The organism is Salinivibrio sp. IB872 (assembly GCF_001995345.1).
Classification (GTDB): Bacteria; Pseudomonadota; Gammaproteobacteria; order Enterobacterales; family Vibrionaceae; genus Salinivibrio; species Salinivibrio proteolyticus.
Window position 1 is genome coordinate 16184 of record NZ_MUFO01000013.1, and the last position, 21433, is coordinate 37616.

The following is a 21433-nucleotide window of genomic DNA, read 5'->3' on the forward strand; positions in this document are numbered from 1 at the left end:
CAGAATTACAGTCATCCTTATTGTCTGTGAGTAACAGCAAGACCTATGCCAATAATGATTAATATCTTCTGTCACTGTTGCTGGGCAGTTTATCGTTAAGGTGTGACCCTTTTATGACCGCCGATAATTAACCTAACGAATCTGAGAAATTACGCAAAGTAAAAACGCGTTCTTTTATCTATTCGAGATCTATGTCAATGATTAACCGCAAAAATGAAATCAAATGTAAATGATGTGTTTGTTTTTGGTTTTTTATTTGATCGATTATTAGCAGTTATAACGACTCAATTATTGGCAATGTTATCGATTGCATTTTGGTGGTCTTAAGATAGCTTAGTGGCTAAATGTGAATGGATTATTAGGCAATTGAGTGGGTGGGGTAAACAGGCTTTTTGCTGTGTTTATTGTTGCTATCCGCCTGTTTACGCTTGATTATTTAATCTCGGAATGAATATGTTGCACGATGGCGTGAAAGCCATTGGTGCGTGATTCACTGAGGTGGTGTGCAAGCCCGGCTTGCGAGAAGACCGCATTCAAATCCAACTGAGCGATCTGTGCGTGGTTTTGGCCGTTCACACAGGCGAGAACCACGGCTAGTAGTCCTTTTACAATCCGCGCATTGGAGTCGGCGGCAAAGTAGTGCGTTTCCGCGTCTTTGTGGTGCAAAAACCACACATCACTTTCACAGCCCGATACTTGGCTCGCAGCCTGTTTTTGCGCATCGGTGAAAGTCGGTAAACGTTTTCCCCAGATAATAAGCTGGCGGTATTTGTCTTCCCAGTTGGTGTGTTGTGCCAGCATCTCGGCAACGGTGTGTTGGTCGAGCTCACTGCCAAATGGGTGAGAGGGTAAGTCCATCGTGAATCCTATTAATTAGCGATTAAACACCGAGTAAATATAACGTTTTATCCAGTGCAGTCAGGAAGCGGTCAATGTCTTCTTGGCTATTATAGGCACCCAACGATACACGGACTGTGCCCTCTACATTGAGCGCCTTAATAAACGGATGCGCACAGTGATGGCCCGAACGCACCGCGATATTTTGTTGGCCGAGTAGCTCAGCAATGTCCGCGTGGTGTTCGCCATCCACCACAAAAGACACCATAGTACTATGCGGTTGTGGACAGATAAGCTGAATGGCAGGACGTTGCTTCAGACCCTCGACAAGAGCTTGATAACAGGTGCTGAGATGAGCGTCTATTGCGCGCAAGTCATATTGTGTTAACCATTGGATGGCGGCTGCCAGTCCAATCGCTCCAGCCGCATTTGGGGTGCCGGCCTCAAAGCGAGCAGGGATCGGGGCGAGAGTATGCTGCACAAAGCTTACGTCAGTGATCATTTTGCCTCCGCCGTGAAAAGCGGGCAGTGCGGCGAGGCTATCTTGTTTGCCATAAAGTACGCCAATCCCGGTTGGCCCGTATAGTTTGTGGCCGGAAAACACGTAAAAGTCTGCATCAAGCTCGGCCATGCTGATGGGGTCATGAACCACACCTTGTGCACCATCAACGATCACAATTGCACCATAACGATGCGCCATGGCGGTCATCTTTTCGATAGGATGGCGGGTACCCGTGACATTGCTGACATGGCTAACGGCAACAACCCGCGTGTGAGTATTCAGTGCTTGTTGGTACGCATGTAAATCGAGCTGACCGGTGTTTGGACAGCAGGGGATTTTGACTAAGGTCGCGCCAGTGCGTTCACAGACTAATTGCCATGGAATCAGGTTGGCGTGGTGCTCCATTTCGCTGACCAAGATTTCATCCTGCGCAGTGAAATGTTGGCTCAGGCTGTAAGCCAGTAAATTGATCGATTCGGTGGCGCCTCGTGTCCAGATGATCTCGTTGGGTTTAGCATCAATAAATGCCGCCACATCCCGACGCGCTTTTTCGAACTTCTCGGTTGCAGTGAGGGAAGCTTGATGTTGGCCACGATGTACATTGGCTAACGGCGACGCATAAAAATCACTGATGGCATCAATCACTGCTTGGGGCTTTTGTGCTGTTGCGGCACTGTCGAGGTACACCCAGTCCGGATTTTTGCAGGCAGGAAATTGGGCGCGTAGTGCGTGAATATCGAAATGTTGCGTCATAGTACGAGCTGTCCAAACTGAATCTTGTTTATGATCCCTATCTCTTGGCTGGAACTCAAGTAACTTTATCGCTCAGAGGTCGTATCGCGCGGATAGGCGTTATCAAACAGACAAAAAAAAGCACTGAGCAAAGCTCAGTGCCAACAAATATGTAATGACAGACAATGTCAAAATACAGGAAGTTAAAAGTGGTAGATACGACTACCTGTCTAACCAGTGTTAGACAAATGCAAACACAACATCGCAACCACGGAAACGGTCTTAAATAGACAGACGTCACTTGTGGATGCGGGGTGCACTATAGGAGGTTGCTGGTATATCAGCAATCGACAATTTATAATGCCAACGATTAGAAAAACTAATAACTAGAGGTGAGCTGTTTATGGCAAGGCGTCTCCCCCCGCTGAACTCGCTTCGAGTGTTTGAGGCCGCGGCGCGACATTTAAGCTTTACACGGGCTGCCGAAGAGCTTTTTGTGACTCAGGCTGCAGTTAGCCACCAAATCAAAGCGCTGGAAGAGTTCCTTGGCCTTAAGCTCTTTCGGCGTCGCAACCGATCTTTGCTGCTAACCGAAGAAGGCCAGAGTTACTTTCTTGATATTAAAGATATTTTTTCCGAGCTTTCCTATGCGACTGATAAAGTATTGGAGCGAAGTGCGAAAGGGGCGCTCACCATTAGTCTTCCGCCGAGTTTTGCTATTCAATGGCTAGTACCGCGTTTAGCTGATTTCAACAAAGCGCATCCCGATATTGATGTTCGGATAAAAGCAGTTGATTTGGAAGACGGATCACTGACGGATGATGTGGATGTGGCTATTTACTACGGCCGAGGGAATTGGTCGGGGCTACGTTGCGATCTTTTATACCAAGAGTGCCTACTGCCGGTTTGCTCACCTTTGCTACTAGAGTCCGGTAAGCCGCTGACTTGTCCTGATGATCTCAAACACCATGTGCTACTGCATGACCGCTCACGCAAAGAGTGGAAAGCATTTGCGAAGGCGCATCAACTGACGGATATCAATTTGGAACATGGGCCTATCTTTAGCCACTCTTCCATGGTGTTACAAGCGGCAGCCCACGGCCAAGGTGTCGCACTAGGTAATAATGTGTTATCCCAACCTGAATTGGCTTCGGGACGACTTGTGCATCCCTTTGAACAAGTGCTCAAAAGTGACAATGGCTTTTACTTGGTTAGCCAACAGCGTGATGCGGAAACCGGTCGGATTGCGGCATTTCGAGAGTGGATGCTAGAAACGGCTGCGAAAGAGCAGGAGAAGATGAATTTATGACAGAACTTTTGATTGATGGTGAGCAGACAGCAACGGATTGGATTATTTTTGCTCACGGTGCGGGCGCGGACAAAGATCATGAATTTATGGCCGATATGGCAGCACGATTGAGCGAGCATACTTGTGTGGTACGGTTTAATTTCCCTTACATGGATAAGCGAAAAGTCGATGGTAAAAAACGCCCGCCAGACCGTGCGTCTGCTCTGCTGAGCTGTTTTGAAGCTGTGATTGAGCAGGTGAATGGTCTGCGTCCTGCGACCAGCCGTTTATGGCTGGCCGGTAAATCGATGGGGGGCAGAATGGCCAGTCATTTAACCGAAAATCCAAGTGTTTCAGGTGTGATCTGTCTGGGCTTTCCATTTCATCCGCCGGGCAAACCTGAAAAATACAAGGGCGAACATTTAGCGTCAGTCACTCGTCCTGTATTGATTTTGCAAGGTGAGCGAGACACCTTTGGCCGCCAAGAAGAGGTGGTGAGTTATTCACTATCGCCCAGTGTCGAGGCCGCGTTCTTGCCCGATGGGGATCATAGCTTTAAACCTCGCAAAGCCTCGGGACTGACAGAGATGCAAAATCGCCAAACCGCCGTTTCGCATCTGTGCCAGTTTATTCACCAACAAGGAGCAAATTGATGAGGCGTCAGCATTGGATTATCTCAGGGGCGCTCGGTGCCGGATTAGCAGTGGCGCTCGGCGCATTTGCCGCACATGGCTTGAAAGCGACACTCAACGACTATGAGCTCGCGATTTTTAAAACCGGCGTCAATTATCAAATGTGGCACAGTTTGGCGTTGTTGTGTCTTGGGGCGGTTACGCCTCAACTGCCTGAGCGCTGTGTAGTTACAACGGGTATCGCATGGTGGGTCGGGATACTCTGTTTTAGTGGCAGCTTGTATCTTTTGGCATTGACACACATGACTTGGCTCGGGCCTGTCACCCCGCTCGGTGGGCTAAGCTTTTTAGTCGGCTGGGGCGCATTGGCGTTTGGAGCATGGCGCGCGGGTCGCCAGTAAACCAAAATCGTCAGGGTTGGCATTTCTTTCCTAACCGTTTGGCATATATAATGCGCAGCTTGTTTTTTGTCACGGTAATCGTGACGGTGACCCAAACCAGAGGAAGTCATGAATCAGGTTTTGCTTTACTGTCGTGCAGGGTTTGAAAAAGACTGTGCGGCGGAAATTCAACAAAAAACCACTGAGATGGGTATTTACGGATTTCCGCGAGTGATTAACAACAGCGCCTATGTGCTGTTTGAATGCTACCAAGACGGTGAGGCTGAGCAGATTGTCCGTGATCTGCCTCTCGATTCCCTGATCTTTGCCCGGCAAATGATTGCGGTGACCGCATCGCTCTCTGATCTGGATCCGGACGACCGAATTTCTCCGGTTTTGGCTGTTGCGGATGCACTGCCTAAAGCGGGAGACTTACGGGTGGAGACGCCTGATAATGACGAGGCGAAAGCCTTATTGAAGTTTTGTCGTAAGTTCACCGTTCCATTGCGTCAGGCACTGCGAAAGCAGGGCGTGATGTTAGCAAAAGACAATCCTAAAAAGCCGGTTATTCATCTTTGCTTTATCGCGCCGGGGACATGCTTTGTGGGTTACTCATTGACCACCAATAACTCACCGCATTACATGGGCATCCCGCGCATGAAATTTCCTGCCGATGCGCCGAGTCGCTCGACCTTAAAGTTAGAAGAGGCGTTCCATCACTTTATTCCTAAAGAAGAGTGGGATACGCGACTCGCGCCCGGATTATGGGCGGTCGACTTGGGGGCTTGTCCCGGCGGGTGGACTTACCAGTTAGTGAAGCGTTCGATGTTTGTGCATGCGGTTGATAACGGCGCGATGGATGAAAGCTTGATAGAAACTGGCCAAGTATTCCATCATGCCGAAGATGGCTTTAAGTTTGAGCCCACGAGAAAAAATGTGACTTGGTTGGTCTGTGACATGATCGAAAAACCCTCCCGCGTCGCTCAACTCATGGGGGAGTGGTTGATTGCAGGATGGGCGAAAGAGGCCATGTTCAACTTGAAGCTCCCCATGAGCCGTCGATATGAGCAGGTTTCTTATAACCTCGACACCTTGGGTGAGTTTTTAAAGCAGCACAACATTCCCTACGAGATGAAGGCGAAACACCTTTATCACGATCGTGAAGAAATCACCGTGTACTTGCGTCGTGTAAAACGTCAACACTCGTTGAATGGTTAGGCACTGACTGTGGTCGGTTGAAAGCGGATATCCTGTAGGTTAAAACCCAGTGGGATATCCGTTTTTAGTTGTGCCACGGCCTTACATTTGCGTGCGAGATCGTGGTGACCATCTAACTTCTTTGCCCACTTATCAGCCAGATCGTTAGCCGAGAGTATGGCGTCCAGATCACCGTACTGGGACAGTAAACTGGCTGCGCTTTTCGGGCCAATACCCGGTACGCCGCTGATCTCACTGCTGCTGATGCCGGCGAGCCCCCAAAAATCACACAACTGTTCAGGGCGAACGCCAAAACTCTTTTCCACAAATGCTAAATCAAGCCAGCGATGTTGGAAATAATCTCGCACCCGCAATGTGGGCTGTAAAAGTTGGCAATAGCCTTTATCGGTGGAAACTATGGTGACTTGTTCGCGATGGGCCGCGACTTTTAATGCGAGCGTTGCGATCATGTCATCGGCTTCATCCCCTTGTGAGAGCAAGGAGTCTACACCACGCTGCCAGAATGCATCTTGAATGGTATCCAACCCCTGTTCGAGGTCGGAGGGCATGGGTTTCCGGCCCTGTTTGTACTCAGGCAGAATATCGGCACGCCAACCTCGATCTTGGCCGGTATGATCGAAAACGGCAACGATATGGCTGGGCTCACTGTGACTGATGATTTTATCCAGTGTTTTCAGGCAGGTCTGTGTGGTTGCCTCAAGGGTATGAGTGTCGGGCTGGGCGGCATGAACGCGACGGATCAGGTTCATGGCATCAATGATAACAACGTGAAGCTTGGACATAGACTTAACCGGTAACAATGAGCAGCATGCTGCCCATTGTACCAGTTTACACGGGTGGGCAAAGCCGCCCGATGGGATTAAGAGACGATTTGATAGCAAGGCACATACTCAGTGCCCGGCAATTTCATTCGTTGTTGATCGACAAAGCTTTGCAGCAGCTTATCCATTTTCGCCATCAGCACTTTATCGCCGTCAATTTTAAACGGGCCATGTTGCTCGATATTGCGGATCCCCTCATCTTTAACGTTACCTGCCACAATGCCTGAAAACGCTTGGCGTAATGCCGATGCCAGTAGTTCAGGGCGTTGATTCATATGTAGATTCAGGTTCGCCATGTTGTCATGGGTCGGTGCAAAAGGCAGTTGGAATTCTGGCTCGATTTTGAGTGACCAGTTGTAGGAATATGCATCTCCAGTGGCTTTACGGTGTTCTTTTACCGCCGGCATCGCATTTTTCATTAAACGCGCGGCTTTGGCCGGATCGTCAATCACGATTTCATAAAACTGGGATGCTTGGTCGCCAAGGACTTCGCGAATGAAGGTGTCGATATTGCGGAAATAGTCTTCGCTTTCTTTTGGCCCAGTTAGCACAATGGGTAGTGGTTGTTCACGGTTCTCTGGGTGCATCATGATACCGAGAATGTAGAGCAGTTCTTCTGCGGTCCCTGCCCCGCCAGGGAAGATAATAATGCCGTGGGCGATACGGACAAAAGCTTCAAGGCGTTTTTCGATGTCAGGCATGATCACTAGCTCGTTGACCATGGGGTTCGGTGGCTCTGCGGCAATAATAGATGGCTCGGTGAGACCGATGAAGCGACTATCGTAGATACGCTGTTTCGCGTGTCCAATCGCGGCGCCTTTCATTGGCCCTTCCATCGCGCCGGGGCCACATCCTGTGCAGATGTCTAGTTCACGTAACCCCAGCTCATGACCAACCTCTCGGGTGTATTGGTACTCAATATCATTGATTGAGTGACCGCCCCAGCAGACCACGAGATTAGGATCGACCCGCGGCCGCAGTGTTTTTGCGTTGCGTAAAATGCCGAATATCAGGTTGGTGATATGGGGGGAGCTAGTAAGGTTAAGTGTCGGGCTGTGCTCGAGCTGAACATTGACATGGATAATATCGCGCAAGACGGAAAACATATGTTCTTGAATACCGCGAATAATTTTGCCATCGACAAACGCATGACCGGGGGGATTGACCAGCTCTAGTTTGATCCCCCGCTCGCGACGCAATACGCGGATCTCAAAGTTGGTATGCTTTTCTAGCAAGGCTTTGGAGCTGTCGGTGTGGCTGCCTGAGTTCAGAACGGCCAGTGAGCAATTTCGATAAAGTCGGTATAAGTCGCTGCTTGCACTCGCTTTAAGACGATCGACCTCGATTTGAGAAAGCAGGTCCATGGTGCCGATAGGGCTAATGTGTGTGATCATAGCGACAACCTCTTGAAGACAAATTAGGAAGGGCAGAGCGGTGCTATAAAAATCAGTGTGTTAATTAAAAATACACACAGGTTGGCAGATTGACCAGAAAAAATTAACACCAAATGATTTGGTTGCGACCGGCGTTTTTCGCTTGATAGAGGGCTTGGTCGGCACGCTCAAGCACATGCGTTGGCGTATCTGAACCTGAGAACAGCGTGGCGCCAATCGATGCTGTAATCGAGACGCGCTGATTTTTGAATTTCAGTGGCAACTGACGAATGGTATGACTCACATTCGCCAAAATGTCGGTTCGAGTTTTCTCATCCGCATCAGGCAGTAAGACCACAAACTCTTCGCCGCCAAAGCGAGCGATAAAGTCGGTATCACGCAGACACTGATAAATACTGCGCGCGATAATCTTGAGGGCCTTATCACCGACAAGATGACCGAATTGGACATTCACCTCTTTGAAGTGATCGATGTCGATTACCGCGAGACAGAAATCATGCTGATATTTGCGCCATAGACGGTATTCATACTCCAGACGGTCGTGCAACGCTGCGCGGTTGTATACACGGGTGAGCGGATCGAGTAACAGCTTACGCTCTTGGTCGCCCAAGCGGCGCCTTTGATCCATGGTTTGCTCGGCAACCGCGTTCAGTTGGTTTTGATTGTGCGCCAATTGCTCAACCAAAGACTGCTCGCGGTTTTTTAGTACTTCATTCTCGTCGGCAAGCGCTTTGAGATCGGCCAGCGCATGCGCTAACGAGCGACTTAGTGCAGTGGCATCGGCGCTAGGTGCACTCAGATCGCGTTCAATGTTAGCGATAGTGCCACCCAGCAAGGTATCAATACGCTGGTGGTCTTGGCGCAGGCTATGGGCATGATCGTAGGCGCGGGTATTTTGTTGACTGATCGCAATCAGATTATCATTCACTTGCGCTAGAAATGCTTGCGAGGCCCGCCGTTCGGCGTGTGTCGCCTCAAGGATAAGCTTGAGCGATTCTAACGTGAGTGCAATGATGGTCGCAGGTGAGAGTGCGTCGAGTAGCTGCTGACGAATATCGAGCAAGCGTTGACCTGCTTCCCCGTCGAGATCAAGTTCAGTGATCAGGTTTTGCAATTCATCGGCAACACGGCGAATTTGATCCTGTTCGAGGGTGGTCTCCGAGTGTCGAGCGCTGGGACGTACCGCTTGCAAAGTGACAGCGCGCTCATACAGTTGGAGTAACTTGACCAACTGCTGTGTGCGGGTGGTTTGATCGTCCGCCGGCTGAGATAAAAGATCGCGCAAATCGCGCTTCAGTTGTGCCGGTAAGCCGGGTACGCGCTTTAGTGTTTCGCCACTGGCATGAAACTGCGCACTAAGATGCGACTCGACTTTCTTTTGTGTCATATCGTGCTGACCCACCATGCGTTCTATAATTGCTAAACGCGGGATCAGAGGGCTGACATCCTGCGTAACATGTAACAGCTCACGGAATTCAGCCAACTTTTTATCGAGTAGCGAGCTTTTTCCGGTACAGGTTGCGACAAAGCGAGTCACCAAGCGCTTGAGAATATGGATCTCACGACGTGATTTTAAGGCCAAGTCCCGATACGCGTATGGCGTATCTTCTTGGACCGCAGACGCGGTGCCTGCCGTTACCAGCTGTGGATTGGACTTATTCATTTCTCGGGGATACACCTGACAACATTTGCGATGACGCAACAGGCGGCGGGGTTCGCCAGCCAAACGTCTCTAGCTATACCGACTTATTGCTTCGATCATCAATAATTAACCCTCGCTTTTTATCAGATTCGTGATCCGTCTGCCAGTTAATTGATGTGTTCGCTGACGTTTTAACCTTCACTAATCCGGAGTCAATACCGCGTAGGCAGGCATGTCGTAAGTTGGTATTGACGAAGCTGGCGGCAGGCGCGGTATCAATGGCGCTTAAATGTACCCAATGGCTATCACCACTTTGCTCCGCGAGCTCGCATGCCTTATTGGTGGCCGTGAGGAGAATTTCAATCAATTCCTGATCGTTGATCGAGGTATACGCTCGCGGCAAGAAAGGGTACTCAGCCAGCCCGACACAAACCTGAGTTGAGAGTCTGATATTTGCTGATAGCGTATCATCCTGATCACTGTCGTCGGGTTGCTGATGATAATGTGCGACAAAATCTTCAATCAAAGATTGAACAAAATGGGCAAGGGCGTCGGGTTGGGCATCTTCTTCCCAGTTGGTTTCAATATAAATAAATAGGGCATCGGAAAAGTGGTATAGGCGACCGGTTCCCGTGACTTTATCGGAGAGGTATTCACCCAGCTGACGTTCGATATCCTGCGCATATTGATAGCCATGGTGCAAAAATAAATCCTTTAAAAAGGCAACATCAAACATTGCGAACCGCAGCCGGTCACTGAGTGGCTGGTGGATCATGTCGTTTAAGTACCATTGCTCAAAATTGGCATTACTTTTTTCTAACGAACGGGGCAGCTTGGCATTGAGCATCCGTAGGTTGCGTAGCCCAGTTCGAGGGTGGGCATAAAAATCGTCACGCAATTGCTCAAGCTCGATTTGGCGCATCACGGCGGCTCGGTGGCGCAAATAGACGATGACCAACAGCACACCAAGGCTACCGAGCAAGAAATAGTTAACTTTTTGCAAATGGATCTGCTCTTGACGCGCGCCATCGAGTTGACGCTGTAGTTCGTCCATTTGTAATTGGCGCTCGACCACACGTTGCTGTTGTTTGAACGTATCGGCTTGGCTTTGTTGCTCGGTTTCGGTTTGACGGGCGCGTAAGCGTTCGTACTCGCGTTGCATGGCGAGTGCCTGTTGATACTGCCCCTGAGCTTCCAACGCCGCGGATAAAGCCTGATAAGCTCGCGTGACGGTGGCGAGGTCTTGCTGGGCTTGGGCCTGTTCCAGCGCAGTTTGGATTTCTTTTTCGGCCAGTTTGGGTTTAGACAGGGCTAAATGAATTTGCCCTTGCAACAGGATTGCTTGGGTTGTGAGCTGCGAGTTGGGCATTGCACCGGCTAAACGTAACGTATCTTGAATATAGCGGTCGCTTAATGGGTAGTGAGATAACTCGAAATAGGTTCTTGCAATGGCAAAGTGGACCTCGGCCAGAGGCTTAGGTCTGGACAGGTTTTGCTCAATTTCAAGCGCGTTAAAGTAATGCACTAACGCAAAGTTATAACGCGCTTGTTGTTCGTAAATCGCGGCCAATAAACGCTGAGAAGCGGAAAGCTGACGGCTCAGTGAAAAGTGTTCAAAAAACGCTGCTGCTTGGTTCGCGTGCTCGAGGGCTTGTTTGAGCACGCCTTGCTGAAAGTACAGTTGCGCAAGTTGCATGTTAGCGCGAGCGATGAGCGCAGTGTACTCATTTTCACTGGCTATCCAAAATGCACTAAGCAACTCGGTCAATGCGCTTTCATGCTGTTTTTCATCGAGTAGGAAAGCCCCCAATGAGAGTTGAAACTCGACTTTATCACGTAGGTTTTCCGGGTGCGTGGATAATTGGCTGCGTGCACGTTCATACGCGATGAGCGCCGTTTCACTGTCTGCCGTGGCGGCGAGAATATTGGCGCGCAACAAGGCGCTGTTAAAACGCACGTCGTGGATATTGAGACTGTTATCAGGGAGCGCATTCAATGCCGCATCGACCTCATCCAGTTTATGCAATGCCTGTTTATCATCGCCGACTAAATGCCAAGTAAGGGACGCTTCGGTTAGCATCACTTGCACCAGTGTGTGTTTGAGTTCGTGTTCTTCGACGACTTGATAGGCTTTTTGTAATGCCGCTTTGGCTTCTAGCGGTTGCTCAAGGTGTGCGTAAGCACGAGCACTGATCAGATAGGCGTACACCGTATGCAAGGGGGTGCGAATTGAGCGATCGGTATCGTTATTGACGTGAGAGCGGTTTGCACCCGTAGTGAGTCGTCGCTGCGCTAAGAAACGGTTACTGATCTCTAACGATTGCTCAGGCGCGGTGGCTAACAGTTCTTCTGCATTGGTTAGTACAGGCGAGGAATGGATAGAAGCCAACGCCATGGACGACGTTAACCATAAGAGCAGGCCTAGGAAGGGGCGGCTAAAGCGCATGCGCTATCCTCAAAAATGCGTCTGAACAAAAATGAAGGCTGCCAGTTTGAGGCAGCCATGTCTGCGCGCTGACTCAACGTTGCGGCAACGAGGCCGCAACGAGACGTCGCTGAATCATGGTTATTGACGTGCGAGTCGGTTATTTTCGCTCGGCGTTTTACCCATGTTGGTGCGATAAGGGTTGATGTCGAGTCCGCCACGACGTGTATAACGCGCGTAAACCGTGAGCTTTTCTGGCTGACAAAAACGCATGATGTCCATGAAAATCCGTTCCACACATTGTTCGTGGAATTCGTTGTGTTCACGGAAGGACACGAGATAACGCAGTAGCTTCTCGCGGTTAATCTTTTTCCCTTTATAGGCAATGCGCACCGACCCCCAATCAGGCTGGTTGGTGATCAGGCAATTGGACTTTAGTAAGTGGCTGTGCAGCGTTTCTGACACAATCGCCCCTTGCGCGGCGCCATCGAGCCAATCAGGGTTAAAAGTATAATCATCAATACTGATATCTTGATGGTCGATGCACTCACCGGCCATTCCAGCAATGGTTTCGCCTTCCAGTTCGCTCAGTGGCGAGAGGGTCACATCCACCTCTTCGCCTGCACAGGCAGACAAATCCTTCTGAAGTGCATCGGCGACTTTTTGCCAGCTCTCGAAGCGGGTTTGATTGAGGCTGTTTAAATACAGTTTAAACGATTTAGACTCAATCAAGTTTGGGCTCGAAGCGGGTAGGCGTACCTCACCGATGGCTACTTGCGGAAGGCCGTTTTGGTTTAACCAAGACAGCTCATAAAGTGTCCAGGTATCATAGCCGGTAAAGGGCACAGTCTCATTGCTCAGGCCAATGGCTTGACGATTCAGCTCACGCGGGACCGCGCGTAGCTGTGACGGGTCGTATTGCGTCGGGTAGTCAGTGTGTTGGCCTAGCGACAGACCGGCTAGGGCATCGGCATCTTGGTAATTGCTCATACGGATTTGCCATCGATTCAAGTAGAATGGGTAAAGTTTACTGAATCTTGCTATAGGTTGCTAATGGAGAACACATTACATAACGCCCTTTGGGCGCTAGCCCAGAAATATGTTGCCAAATGGCGAAAGGTGCAGCAGTGCTTGCCGTGCACGGAGGCGTATTTAGGCTTGGCGTCACCGTGTGTCGAGAGCGAAAATGCCCACCAAGTACAATGGCAACCGGTTCAGCGTGATACCTTGGCAGACTTCACCAACGTGGAGCACGCGATTGAGTTACGTCTGCACAGCGACATTAAAGACTTTTATAACTTTATGTACTGCGCAGATTTGCCGGTGCACTTTGGCGGTGAGCGCTTCAATTTACTGCAAGTGTGGAGTGAAGATGACTTAGCCCGCTTACAAGAAAATATTCTTGGGCATTTAATGATGCAGCGTCAGCGTAAATGCTCCCCGAGTGTCTTTATTGCGACCACTGATGATGAAATGACGATTATTGCTATTGATAATGTCACGGGCCAAGTGGTGAAAGAAGTACTCAATAAAGGCTCGCGAGAGGTGTTGGCGGACGATGTTGAGCAATTCATTGAGGCGTTAGAGGTGGATGTATCATGATCCTTACCGAGCTAACCTTCGAGTGCTTCGACAATACAACGGTGAGCGCGGTTGACCGCGCGATTAATGGCTTGATGGATGCGTTGCGTTACAACGGTCAGGTGTTGGGGCGTGAATTCCCGATACTGATGCAAGAAGGGCAGTTTCAGCTTCGGGTTGTTTGTCCGGATGAAGATGCGTTGCAGCCAAAATTTAATAGCCCTCAAGTCAAGCGAGCATTGAATCAACTGTCCGAGGCGTGTCTGACTCAGCCTAAGGTGCGTCTTTTAGGTCGCGACCTTAACTCCGAACAAGCGGCGCCAAGTACGACACCGAGTTGGCAGGTGTTATATACCACGTTTGTCCACACCTGCTCACCGTTACGGTGTGGTGATACCTTGCTGCCGATTCCTTTATATCGCTTACCCGCGACCTTTAATGGTGACCACAAATCTGTAATCAAGTGGCAAACGGAATGGCAAGCGTGTGATGAATTGCAAATGGCTGGTGCCAGTGATGCGGAGTTTGCCGGGCTTAACGAGCTAGAAAACCCGCAAACTCGATTGTTCCAACGTGGCTGGGATTTGCGTGGACGGATTGAATACCTCACGGGTATACCCACGTATTACTATCAATACCGTGTCGGTGGTAAAGATAAGGACAGTGAGTTAGCGCGCCCTTGTCCTAAATGTGGTGGACAGTGGCGATTGGAAACACCACTGCACGATATTTTCCTGTTCAAGTGCGAGGCTTGCCGTTTGGTCTCAAACCTTTCGTGGGACTTCAAGCTCACTTAAGCGCTCTTCCAATTCGCTCAGACGAGCCGTCAGTTGGGAGACTTGCTGCTCGAGCGCCGCAATTCGCATTGCCTCTGAAGGAGCAGTCTCTGCCTCGGCCATGTCGGGTAACGGTGAATTAGATTTGGCACTTTTTACCGCTTGAATAATGAGGGGCAACGGCACCGGGGTATCAAGCTGTGCTTTCAGCTTTGCCACGGTGACTGATTGCCCTTTTTGGACCAAGGTGTGGATTGCGCGTTCTAGTGCCGCTTGATAACTCATTGTGATTCTCAATCTCATTAATACGTGCGCTTGGCTAACTCGCTGCCGCGCTGACCTCGTCGTAATCTAAGATTTTCTCAACAAAGCATCAAGGGTCTCGACTTGTTCGGCCCAATCGGCATCCTCTTGTAACGCCTCATGGATAAAAGTCCGTTGGGCGGTGTTCCAAAACGGCGCATCTACCAAAGATTGACCATCGACCAGACAATGGCTTGTTAAGAAATGCTCGATAGCCTGCTGGTCGCTTGCTAGGCCTAATTGCTCAAACAAGTGCGTTAAATCGTGCTGGAAAGTTTCCATTGTCGCTCCTCAAACCTAGTCTATGCATCCATTATTTGACTATAGCAACCCTCTAGACAGCTTGCCTTGTACTCTGGCAGGGACAAAGTGCTGGTTCGCTTGTGAGACATCTCTTACAAAGGCGTGGGAGAAAAGCATAATCGTACCGGGTTAAACGAGAAGGGGTTGGCTTTTAGTTTAATAAAAACAATAGTTTATGCTTTGTTTTATAAGATTGGGATAAAATTGAGACATCGCGCACGTTGTGATGCCTTGTGCCAAAGGCTCAGTCGCGTAATCTTATCGGTGTCGGAAGGGAACTGACACAGGGAACAGGAATCACCAAGGACTCGGTACCTCAGGATGAGGCAGTACTTCAGGATGAAGCGCTGGCAAGGATTGCAGAAGGACATCGGATGGAACCGTTCTCTACAAGCAGGAAGCTTGTACGTCAGGAAGACTTAGGACAACCCAGGATGGGGGCTTAAGGAATACTTCAGGACGAAGTCATGGACACCTCCAGGATGGAGAGCTTATCGAAAACGGGAATTTCGGTTTGTCAGGATGACGAAAGGACACCTCCAAGACGGAGAGACATGGAACGACGCTGAAGGAATCGGCGACTGATCAAGGAATGATGCAGGGAGCACCTTTTAGTAGCAGGATAGCTGCAAGTAAAACTCTCGGGCGCGGCGCAAGCTGCGCCCTTCCTTTTTGTAGCCGGTAAACATGAGCGGTTACCCCATCTTTTCCGGTGACTCCCTGTCACGTACTACTCGCGTGTCGTGCGACGTGTGCATCATACTGTTACTCTAGTGCAGCTTATCCATTGCGCGAATATGGCGCGATTGTGTGGGTATGGGCCTTATTGTACAGGCATGGTATGGACCGGCGTGTCGATGCTTTTTAAGCGAAATCCTCGCAACTGCGCATGGCCGGTATAGCTATCTTGCCCGGTCGATGAAAATTCAAACCAGTAATGTGTTACCCAGCGCCAGCCCTGATTGGTGTGTGTGAGCCGATGCTTACCGCGCGCAATCGATAACACCTGAAGCCCCATATGTTGGCAATAATGCTGAATGTATCGATGCGCGTGCTCGCTTTGCCGCCGCTGTTGCCAAAACAGCATCGCGACGACAAAGACGAGTAACAGGGTAACAAGATCAGTGATCATGATGGGGTTGCTTCACTGCCGATTGCAGACGAGCCATCGCCTGAGTCAGTGCCGGAGAGGTATTGCCATGCAAGCGGCTTAATAATGCACCGCGAAGCTCAGGCATCATCACCAGATCGGCATAGATTTGTTGGAATAGCGCCGGGTCATGTTGGTCGGCAATCGCAATTAAAAAGGCATCCAATACCGCATCATCGGTTAATCCATCCCAGCACCGCCCCGCGATGGCGACAAAGATCTCTTGATGGTGGAGTGCGCGTTTAGCTAATACGGCACGGATCAATTGATCGCGCTGTGCTTTTGGTGCACCCGCATGGGCGCGCAATAATGCGCTAACGAAAAAGAGGTCGACTTCTTGGCTCTCACACAAATCGCTAAATAGCGTGCGCAAGGTGGCAGCAAGCTTGTCGCTCAAGGTGCAGTGCTCCAAGCACCCCAGCAATGCATATTGCGGCGTGGTTGGCATATTGGCGATCGCTTTTCTTACTCGCGTGGCATTGTTTTGCTCGTGCATACGCACGCAAATATCTGCCAAGCCTTGTAGGCCAACGCCTTGCCAGTTATCCCAGCCGAGTTCACCGTTTAAATAGTGTTGAGCTTGTTCGTAATATTGGCTTGCGGGACGACCGAGCGAGTAGGTGAGCGAAGCATGAAACATCGCCATCTTGTCATCGGTTGGGGTGAAGGTGTAAGGGTTGTTAGCCAGCTTCTCACGCTGCGCTTTGTTCGGCGTTGCGCTTAAATTCTCCCCCATGGCCGCGCTGACATATTGCAGAAAGTCGCCCATCGCGGTGTGACTGAGTAGCCCTCGCTCATCCAGTGGCATTTTCAAAAACCATACCCAAGGTGCGCCGCCCTTTGGCCAGAACGCGACAGCCATATGCGCATGATGGCGCAGAGGGTAAGGGTAAGGTTGTTGGTTCGCCTCAACGGCACGAAACTCGGCATCGTCGAGAAGGCAAACACGTCGGCCTAAGTCGTAGACGCTAAACTGACACTGGGCATGATCAAAAAGGGTGCTCAGCGCGTGAAAAGATTCCATGATATCCGCTCGCTGTTTTCGCTTGATGGGCGGGAGTATATCAGTTTTCACCTAGCTGATGCTTGCCTTGTGCGTGTTGTCTTTGGCTTGATCATGGTATGCTTCGCGGTTTCCATAAACACTAAGTGATGAGGGTATCAATGAGTCTTCACTTTCAATGTATCCAACTTCTTGATGAGTTGGAGCAAGTGCTAAATGATCACGCGCTATGGCAAACGACGCCACCGTCGGCTGAGCGTCTCGCGAGCACTGAGCCTTTTGCTGTCGATACCTTGGCATGCCACGAATGGCTGCAATGGATTTTTGTACCTAAGATGCGTGCACTGATTGATGCTGGGCAGACTTTACCGCGTAACTTTGAAATTTCACCTTATGTGGAAGAAGCAATGAAAGAGCAAGCGGGACATCGTGAGGTGGTCGCTGTGGTTGTGCAGATTGATAGTTTGTTTGCCGATCAATGACAGACCTGCCGCTGAGTATTTTATATCAAGACGATGACTTGGTGGTGGTCAATAAACCTGCCGGTATGCTGGTTCATCGCTCTTGGTTGGATAAAGGTGAGACCCGTTTTGTGATGCAAACGTTACGGGATCAAATTGGCCAACATGTCTATCCACTCCACCGGCTTGATAAACCCACCTCTGGTGTCTTGGTGTTTGCCCTTTCCAGTGACGTTGCCGCGGCAATGATGCCACAGTTTGCCAACAACCAGATTAAAAAGGGCTACCATGCCATCGTCCGAGGCTGGATAACAGACGCCGGCCAGCTTGATTATCCGCTGGTGGAAGAACAAGACAAAATTGCTGATAAGCATGCCAGCCAGGTGCCGGAAGCCAAGTCGGCGATCACCGACTATCAGCCATTAGCGAAGATAGAGTTACCGATCGCGACGGGGCGTTATGCGACCAGCCGGTATAGTTTAGTCGCCATGCAGCCGCATACCGGTCGCAAACATCAGTTGCGTCGACATATGCATCATCTCAGTCATCCGATTATTGGCGACACCACCCACGGCGATGGACGGCATAACCGGGTTTTTCGTCACCACTTTGATTGTCATCGTTTACTGTTGCACGCAAGCCAGATGTGTTTTGAACACCCTGTGTCTGGTGAGTCTCTAACGGTGACGGCGCCGATTGACAACCAGTGGCAAGCGCTGATGGAGGCGTTTGCGTGGCAATGGCCTGATAACGCGGATTTAATGGGAAATTAACAGGGCGTCGTGCCGAACAGCACGACGCATTGTTAGGCTGTATGAGCGCTGGAGCTGCCTGCGCTGATTAGAGTTTTTCCAGCTCAGATTCAATTTCAGCAATTTTACTGGCGACGACTTTCTCAAGATGACGTAAATCGGTCAGGATCTTCTGTTTTACATCATGTTCGGCTTGTTCTTGTTGGACGATTTGGTCTAGTTCATCAATCACCAGTGATAAGCTGCGGTTGATCTCTGTGACTTCACGAAAGCGCCCCGTGCCACTGTCCACGACCACATTTTTACGCTGGCGTGGATATTTAAACTTCATGCTCTTGGCGAACAACTCGCCTTTTTGCTTTTCAAAATAGATCTTCAGCGTGTCATAACTGGCTTCTTGGCGCAGTGAATAACGCTCGATTTTCTCTGGATGCTCAACGCCGATATTTTTTAACTGTTGGTACATAACCACCTCATAAGTTGACGTCGTACACGCTGTGAGCCAGCGTTTCGATACAGGGCTCAGTGTAGCCCGTCAGCCACACCAATTACCGTGACCACTTTGGCTATTTTGCTTGCGATAGCGTCTTCTCTAGCGCGGTTTTTAGTTGCGCTTGATGTTCAGATGTCAGGGCTTGGTTTTGGGCATCCGTTACAATAAAAAAGTCTTCTGCCCGCTCACCAATGGTCGTGATCTTCGCCGCATGAACACTGACGCCTTGCCGCGCAAACACGGCACCAACGCGGGCCAGCAACCCCGGTGTATCGAGGGCTACCAGCTCCATCAAGGTGCGGCGTCCATTTTTGGTTGGTAAGAAAAGGACCTGAGTTTTGACGGTAAAGTGTTTGAGCTTTTGTGGCGCTCGACGACGCGGAATGGTGATCTTGCCCGTTTCTTCAATGGCCTTGGCGACCCCTTCGATAATCCGAGGATGACGGTCGAGGGGAATCGCCTCGTCATTTTGATCCATGACCATAAAGGTATCGAGTGCATGTCCATCTTTGCTGGTCATGACCTGTGCATCATGGACACTCAGGTTTTTCTTATCTAATGCGGCAACCACGCGCGCAAATAAACTGGGCCTATCTTGGCAATAAACAAAGATTTCGGTACCGCCTCGGGTCGCTTTTTTGCTCACCAACACCAAAGGTTGATCACTTTGATGGTGGAGCAAATTTTCACTGTGCCAAGCGATTTGCTTGTGGGTATGGCGGAGAAAGTAATCGGCTTTAAAGCGTTGCCAAAGCAACTCAATATCACGCGGGCTATGCCCTTGCTTGCGTAGCATGGCGGCTGCTAAGTGTTGGTTATGGCGGATCCGTTCACGGACATCCGGCGGATTCTCTAGTCCTCGGCGCAGGGCTTTTTGCGTCGAGTAATAGAGCTCTGCGATCAAGGTGCGTTTCCAGCTATTCCACAAGTCAGGGTTGGTGGCATTGATGTCGGCGACGGTCAAACACACTAGCAGGTCAAGCCGCTCCTCATCGCGCACTTCTTTGGCAAAGTCGGTGATCACGTCGGGATCGTAAATATCGCGACGTTGTGCAGTCACGGACATCAGGAGGTGGTTTCGCACCAGCCAACTGACAATATTCGCTTCAGGGCGAGATAAGCCGTGCTCAAGGCAAAAGTCATGGGCTTCGATGGCACCAATTTCGCTGTGATCGCCGCCGCGCCCTTTGCCTATGTCATGAAAGATAGCTGCGATTAGCAGTAACTCGCGGCGTGCGAGTCGAGGGAAAATATCACAACAAATGGGGTGACGTTCTCGGTTGGCCTCATCGTCAAAAAGGCGCATGTGTTTAAGCAAGCGAATGGTGTGCTCATCCACGGTATAGACGTGGAACAAGTCGAACTGCATTTGTCCGACGATCTGACTCCACTGCGGCAGGTAGGCTGACATAATGCCGTGGCGGTGCATCAAACTAAAGGCTTTATGCAGCGCATTGGGGTGGCGCACCAAGGCCATAAATTTTTCGCGAGCGTCTTGTTGCTGACACAAAAAATGGTTAAGCCGACGACGTGCCGTGCGCAGTTGACGAAGGGTCGGCGCCGATATGGCCTCTATGGTGGTGTCATCAGCCACATGGAGCATCATATCGAGAATGGTGTCAGGGCGTGCTTGAAATAGTGCCGGTTTGCGCGCTTCGATCGCATTGCCTTGGCGCTGAAAATCGTCACTCAGAATGTCGATTTGGCCCGGGCGACCATTGTCGATAATCACTTGATCGAAGATTTGCAGCAACATCTTGTTAAGCTCGCCGATCCGACCGAGCGTGCGAAAGAAGTCTTTCATCATTTGCTCTACCGCACGATTTCCCTCGCCACGATAGCCTAGCAATTCGGCAACGGAGGTTTGGTGCGCGAAGGTCAGTCGGTTGTCATAGCGGCGCAGTTCTAAATGAAGTGCGAAGCGAATCCGCCAGAGTACGTTTTGGCACTCATTCAGTTCGCGATACTCGGCATCAGTCAGAAAGCCATAGTGACTCATCTCACGCAGGCTGGTGGCGCCAAAATGGCGTCGGGCGATCCAGGCGAGGGTGTGGATGTCGCGCAGTCCACCGGGGCTTGACTTCAGATCTGGCTCCAGCTTGTAGGCGGTGTCATGATAGCGGCGATGGCGGGCTTTCTGTTCTTCCACTTTCGCGCGATAAAAACGCTCGCTGGGCCAAAAGTCATCCGCATGAACGCGCTGTTCCAGCGCATTGAATAGCCGCTCGCTGCCGCATAATAAGCGTGCTTCTTGCAGGTTGGTCGCCACCGTCAGATCGTCGAGCCCGACACTGATGCACTCATCGACCGTGCGCACGCTGTGGCCCACTTCAAGTTTGAGATCCCACAATAAGGTCAGTAATTCACTGAGTTTTTGTTGCTGGTGCTTGTCTAATGGCCCTTGGCAAAGTAATAGCAGATCAATATCAGACAGGGGGTGGAGTTCACGCCGACCGTAGCCACCTACTGCAACCAAGGCGAGATGAGGGTGCTGGTCAAAACCAAAATGCTGCCAAAGCCTTTGCATCAGCGCATCCATGTAGTCGCTACGCTGATAGACCAGTTCAGGCACCGGAACATTGGCGAGGAAGTCTTGCTTCTGTTGCTCAAGGAGGTGCTGAAATTGGGCTTTGAGTGCCACTGGGCTCAATTGGTCTTGGGTCAAACTTTGTGGTGTGATCACTGTGTCTGTCATGGCGTTCCTTTGCGCATAAAAAAGCCGGAGCAAGCCCGGCTTTTA

At 50.3% G+C, this 21433-nt stretch carries 21 protein-coding genes; 8 read left to right on the forward strand and 13 right to left on the reverse strand.

Annotation, left to right across the window (positions count from 1 at the left end; all coding sequences use genetic code 11):
- Positions 1-432: 432 nt before the first annotated feature.
- Together csdE and BZJ18_RS07340 are read right to left on the reverse strand one after the other, a co-directional pair.
- Positions 433-858 (reverse strand): cysteine desulfurase sulfur acceptor subunit CsdE, encoded by a 426-nt coding sequence (gene csdE, locus BZJ18_RS07335; RefSeq protein WP_077455936.1) that lies wholly within the window; start codon positions 856-858, stop codon positions 433-435.
- 22 nt (positions 859-880) lie between these two features.
- The gene (locus BZJ18_RS07340) at positions 881-2092 is read right to left on the reverse strand and encodes an aminotransferase class V-fold PLP-dependent enzyme (RefSeq protein ID WP_077455937.1); all 1212 of its coding nucleotides are present in this window, start codon (positions 2090-2092) and stop codon (positions 881-883) included.
- A gap of 382 nt (positions 2093-2474) precedes the next feature.
- Between BZJ18_RS07340 and BZJ18_RS07345 the strand changes: the two genes are divergently transcribed.
- The 4 genes from BZJ18_RS07345 (at position 2475) to rlmM (ending at position 5589) form a co-directional block, all read left to right on the forward strand.
- On the forward strand, positions 2475-3380 hold the full coding sequence (locus BZJ18_RS07345; RefSeq protein ID WP_077455938.1) for a transcriptional regulator GcvA: 906 nt from the start codon (positions 2475-2477) through the stop codon (positions 3378-3380).
- Entirely contained in the window at positions 3377-4012 is a 636-nt protein-coding gene (locus BZJ18_RS07350) for an alpha/beta family hydrolase (protein ID WP_077455939.1), read from the forward strand. Before BZJ18_RS07345 ends, BZJ18_RS07350 begins: the two co-directional genes overlap by 4 nt.
- A complete protein-coding gene (locus BZJ18_RS07355; RefSeq protein WP_077455940.1) occupies positions 4012-4392 on the forward strand; it encodes a DUF423 domain-containing protein in 381 nt (126 codons plus the stop codon). The genes BZJ18_RS07350 and BZJ18_RS07355 overlap by 1 nt, the downstream gene beginning before the upstream one ends.
- Positions 4393-4500: 108 nt before the next feature.
- Positions 4501-5589 carry a 23S rRNA (cytidine(2498)-2'-O)-methyltransferase RlmM gene (gene rlmM, locus BZJ18_RS07360; RefSeq protein WP_077455941.1) on the forward strand — a complete coding sequence of 363 codons (1089 nt, stop codon included), beginning with the start codon at positions 4501-4503 and terminating at the stop codon, positions 5587-5589.
- On the opposite strand, the gene xni is transcribed toward rlmM, so the two are convergent.
- From xni to queF, 5 genes are all read right to left on the reverse strand, one after another.
- Positions 5586-6371 carry a flap endonuclease Xni gene (gene xni / locus BZJ18_RS07365; RefSeq protein WP_077455942.1) on the reverse strand — a complete coding sequence of 262 codons (786 nt, stop codon included), beginning with the start codon at positions 6369-6371 and terminating at the stop codon, positions 5586-5588. The two genes, rlmM and xni, sit on opposite strands and share 4 nt — an antisense overlap.
- A gap of 77 nt (positions 6372-6448) precedes the next feature.
- Positions 6449-7804 (reverse strand): nucleotide 5'-monophosphate nucleosidase PpnN, encoded by a 1356-nt coding sequence (gene ppnN, locus BZJ18_RS07370; RefSeq protein WP_077455943.1) that lies wholly within the window; start codon positions 7802-7804, stop codon positions 6449-6451.
- Between the two features lie 103 nt (positions 7805-7907).
- Positions 7908-9467 carry a GGDEF domain-containing protein gene (locus BZJ18_RS07375; protein ID WP_077455944.1) on the reverse strand — a complete coding sequence of 520 codons (1560 nt, stop codon included), beginning with the start codon at positions 9465-9467 and terminating at the stop codon, positions 7908-7910.
- A 73-nt stretch (positions 9468-9540) separates the two neighbouring features.
- Entirely contained in the window at positions 9541-11892 is a 2352-nt protein-coding gene (locus BZJ18_RS07380; protein WP_077455945.1) for a tetratricopeptide repeat protein, read from the reverse strand.
- Between the two features lie 120 nt (positions 11893-12012).
- The gene (gene queF, locus BZJ18_RS07385) at positions 12013-12861 is read right to left on the reverse strand and encodes an NADPH-dependent 7-cyano-7-deazaguanine reductase QueF (RefSeq protein WP_069588581.1); all 849 of its coding nucleotides are present in this window, start codon (positions 12859-12861) and stop codon (positions 12013-12015) included.
- Positions 12862-12924: 63 nt separating this feature from the next.
- Between queF and syd the strand changes: the two genes are divergently transcribed.
- The gene (syd, locus tag BZJ18_RS07390) at positions 12925-13473 is read left to right on the forward strand and encodes a SecY-interacting protein (RefSeq protein WP_077455946.1); all 549 of its coding nucleotides are present in this window, start codon (positions 12925-12927) and stop codon (positions 13471-13473) included.
- Positions 13470-14249: a Zn-ribbon-containing protein gene (locus BZJ18_RS07395; RefSeq protein ID WP_069588584.1), complete on the forward strand. Its 780-nt coding sequence runs from the start codon at positions 13470-13472 to the stop codon at positions 14247-14249. Before syd ends, BZJ18_RS07395 begins: the two co-directional genes overlap by 4 nt.
- Here the strand turns inward: BZJ18_RS07395 and BZJ18_RS07400 are convergent.
- From BZJ18_RS07400 to BZJ18_RS07420, 4 genes are all read right to left on the reverse strand, one after another.
- Positions 14217-14513, reverse strand: coding sequence for a hypothetical protein (locus BZJ18_RS07400; RefSeq protein ID WP_077455947.1), 297 nt, complete (start codon positions 14511-14513; stop codon positions 14217-14219). The genes BZJ18_RS07395 and BZJ18_RS07400 overlap by 33 nt on opposite strands.
- Before the next feature lie 66 nt (positions 14514-14579).
- Positions 14580-14813, reverse strand: coding sequence for a DUF2789 domain-containing protein (locus BZJ18_RS07405; RefSeq protein WP_077455948.1), 234 nt, complete (start codon positions 14811-14813; stop codon positions 14580-14582).
- Between the two features lie 844 nt (positions 14814-15657).
- Positions 15658-15966: a DUF3301 domain-containing protein gene (locus tag BZJ18_RS07415; RefSeq protein WP_077455949.1), complete on the reverse strand. Its 309-nt coding sequence runs from the start codon at positions 15964-15966 to the stop codon at positions 15658-15660.
- Complete coding sequence (locus tag BZJ18_RS07420) at positions 15956-17008, reverse strand: DUF3549 family protein (protein WP_077455950.1); 1053 nt, start codon at positions 17006-17008, stop codon at positions 15956-15958. Before BZJ18_RS07420 ends, BZJ18_RS07415 begins: the two co-directional genes overlap by 11 nt.
- A 140-nt stretch (positions 17009-17148) precedes the next feature.
- Between BZJ18_RS07420 and BZJ18_RS07425 the strand changes: the two genes are divergently transcribed.
- Together BZJ18_RS07425 and truC are read left to right on the forward strand one after the other, a co-directional pair.
- Positions 17149-17469: a YqcC family protein gene (locus BZJ18_RS07425; RefSeq protein WP_077455951.1), complete on the forward strand. Its 321-nt coding sequence runs from the start codon at positions 17149-17151 to the stop codon at positions 17467-17469.
- Entirely contained in the window at positions 17466-18221 is a 756-nt protein-coding gene (gene truC, locus BZJ18_RS07430; RefSeq protein ID WP_077455952.1) for a tRNA pseudouridine(65) synthase TruC, read from the forward strand. Before BZJ18_RS07425 ends, truC begins: the two co-directional genes overlap by 4 nt.
- A 67-nt stretch (positions 18222-18288) precedes the next feature.
- On the opposite strand, the gene BZJ18_RS07435 is transcribed toward truC, so the two are convergent.
- Together BZJ18_RS07435 and glnD are read right to left on the reverse strand one after the other, a co-directional pair.
- Entirely contained in the window at positions 18289-18666 is a 378-nt protein-coding gene (locus BZJ18_RS07435; RefSeq protein WP_069588596.1) for a DUF3461 family protein, read from the reverse strand.
- Between the two features lie 100 nt (positions 18667-18766).
- Positions 18767-21388 (reverse strand): bifunctional uridylyltransferase/uridylyl-removing protein GlnD, encoded by a 2622-nt coding sequence (gene glnD / locus BZJ18_RS07440; RefSeq protein ID WP_077455953.1) that lies wholly within the window; start codon positions 21386-21388, stop codon positions 18767-18769.
- Between the last annotated feature and the right edge of the window lie 45 nt (positions 21389-21433).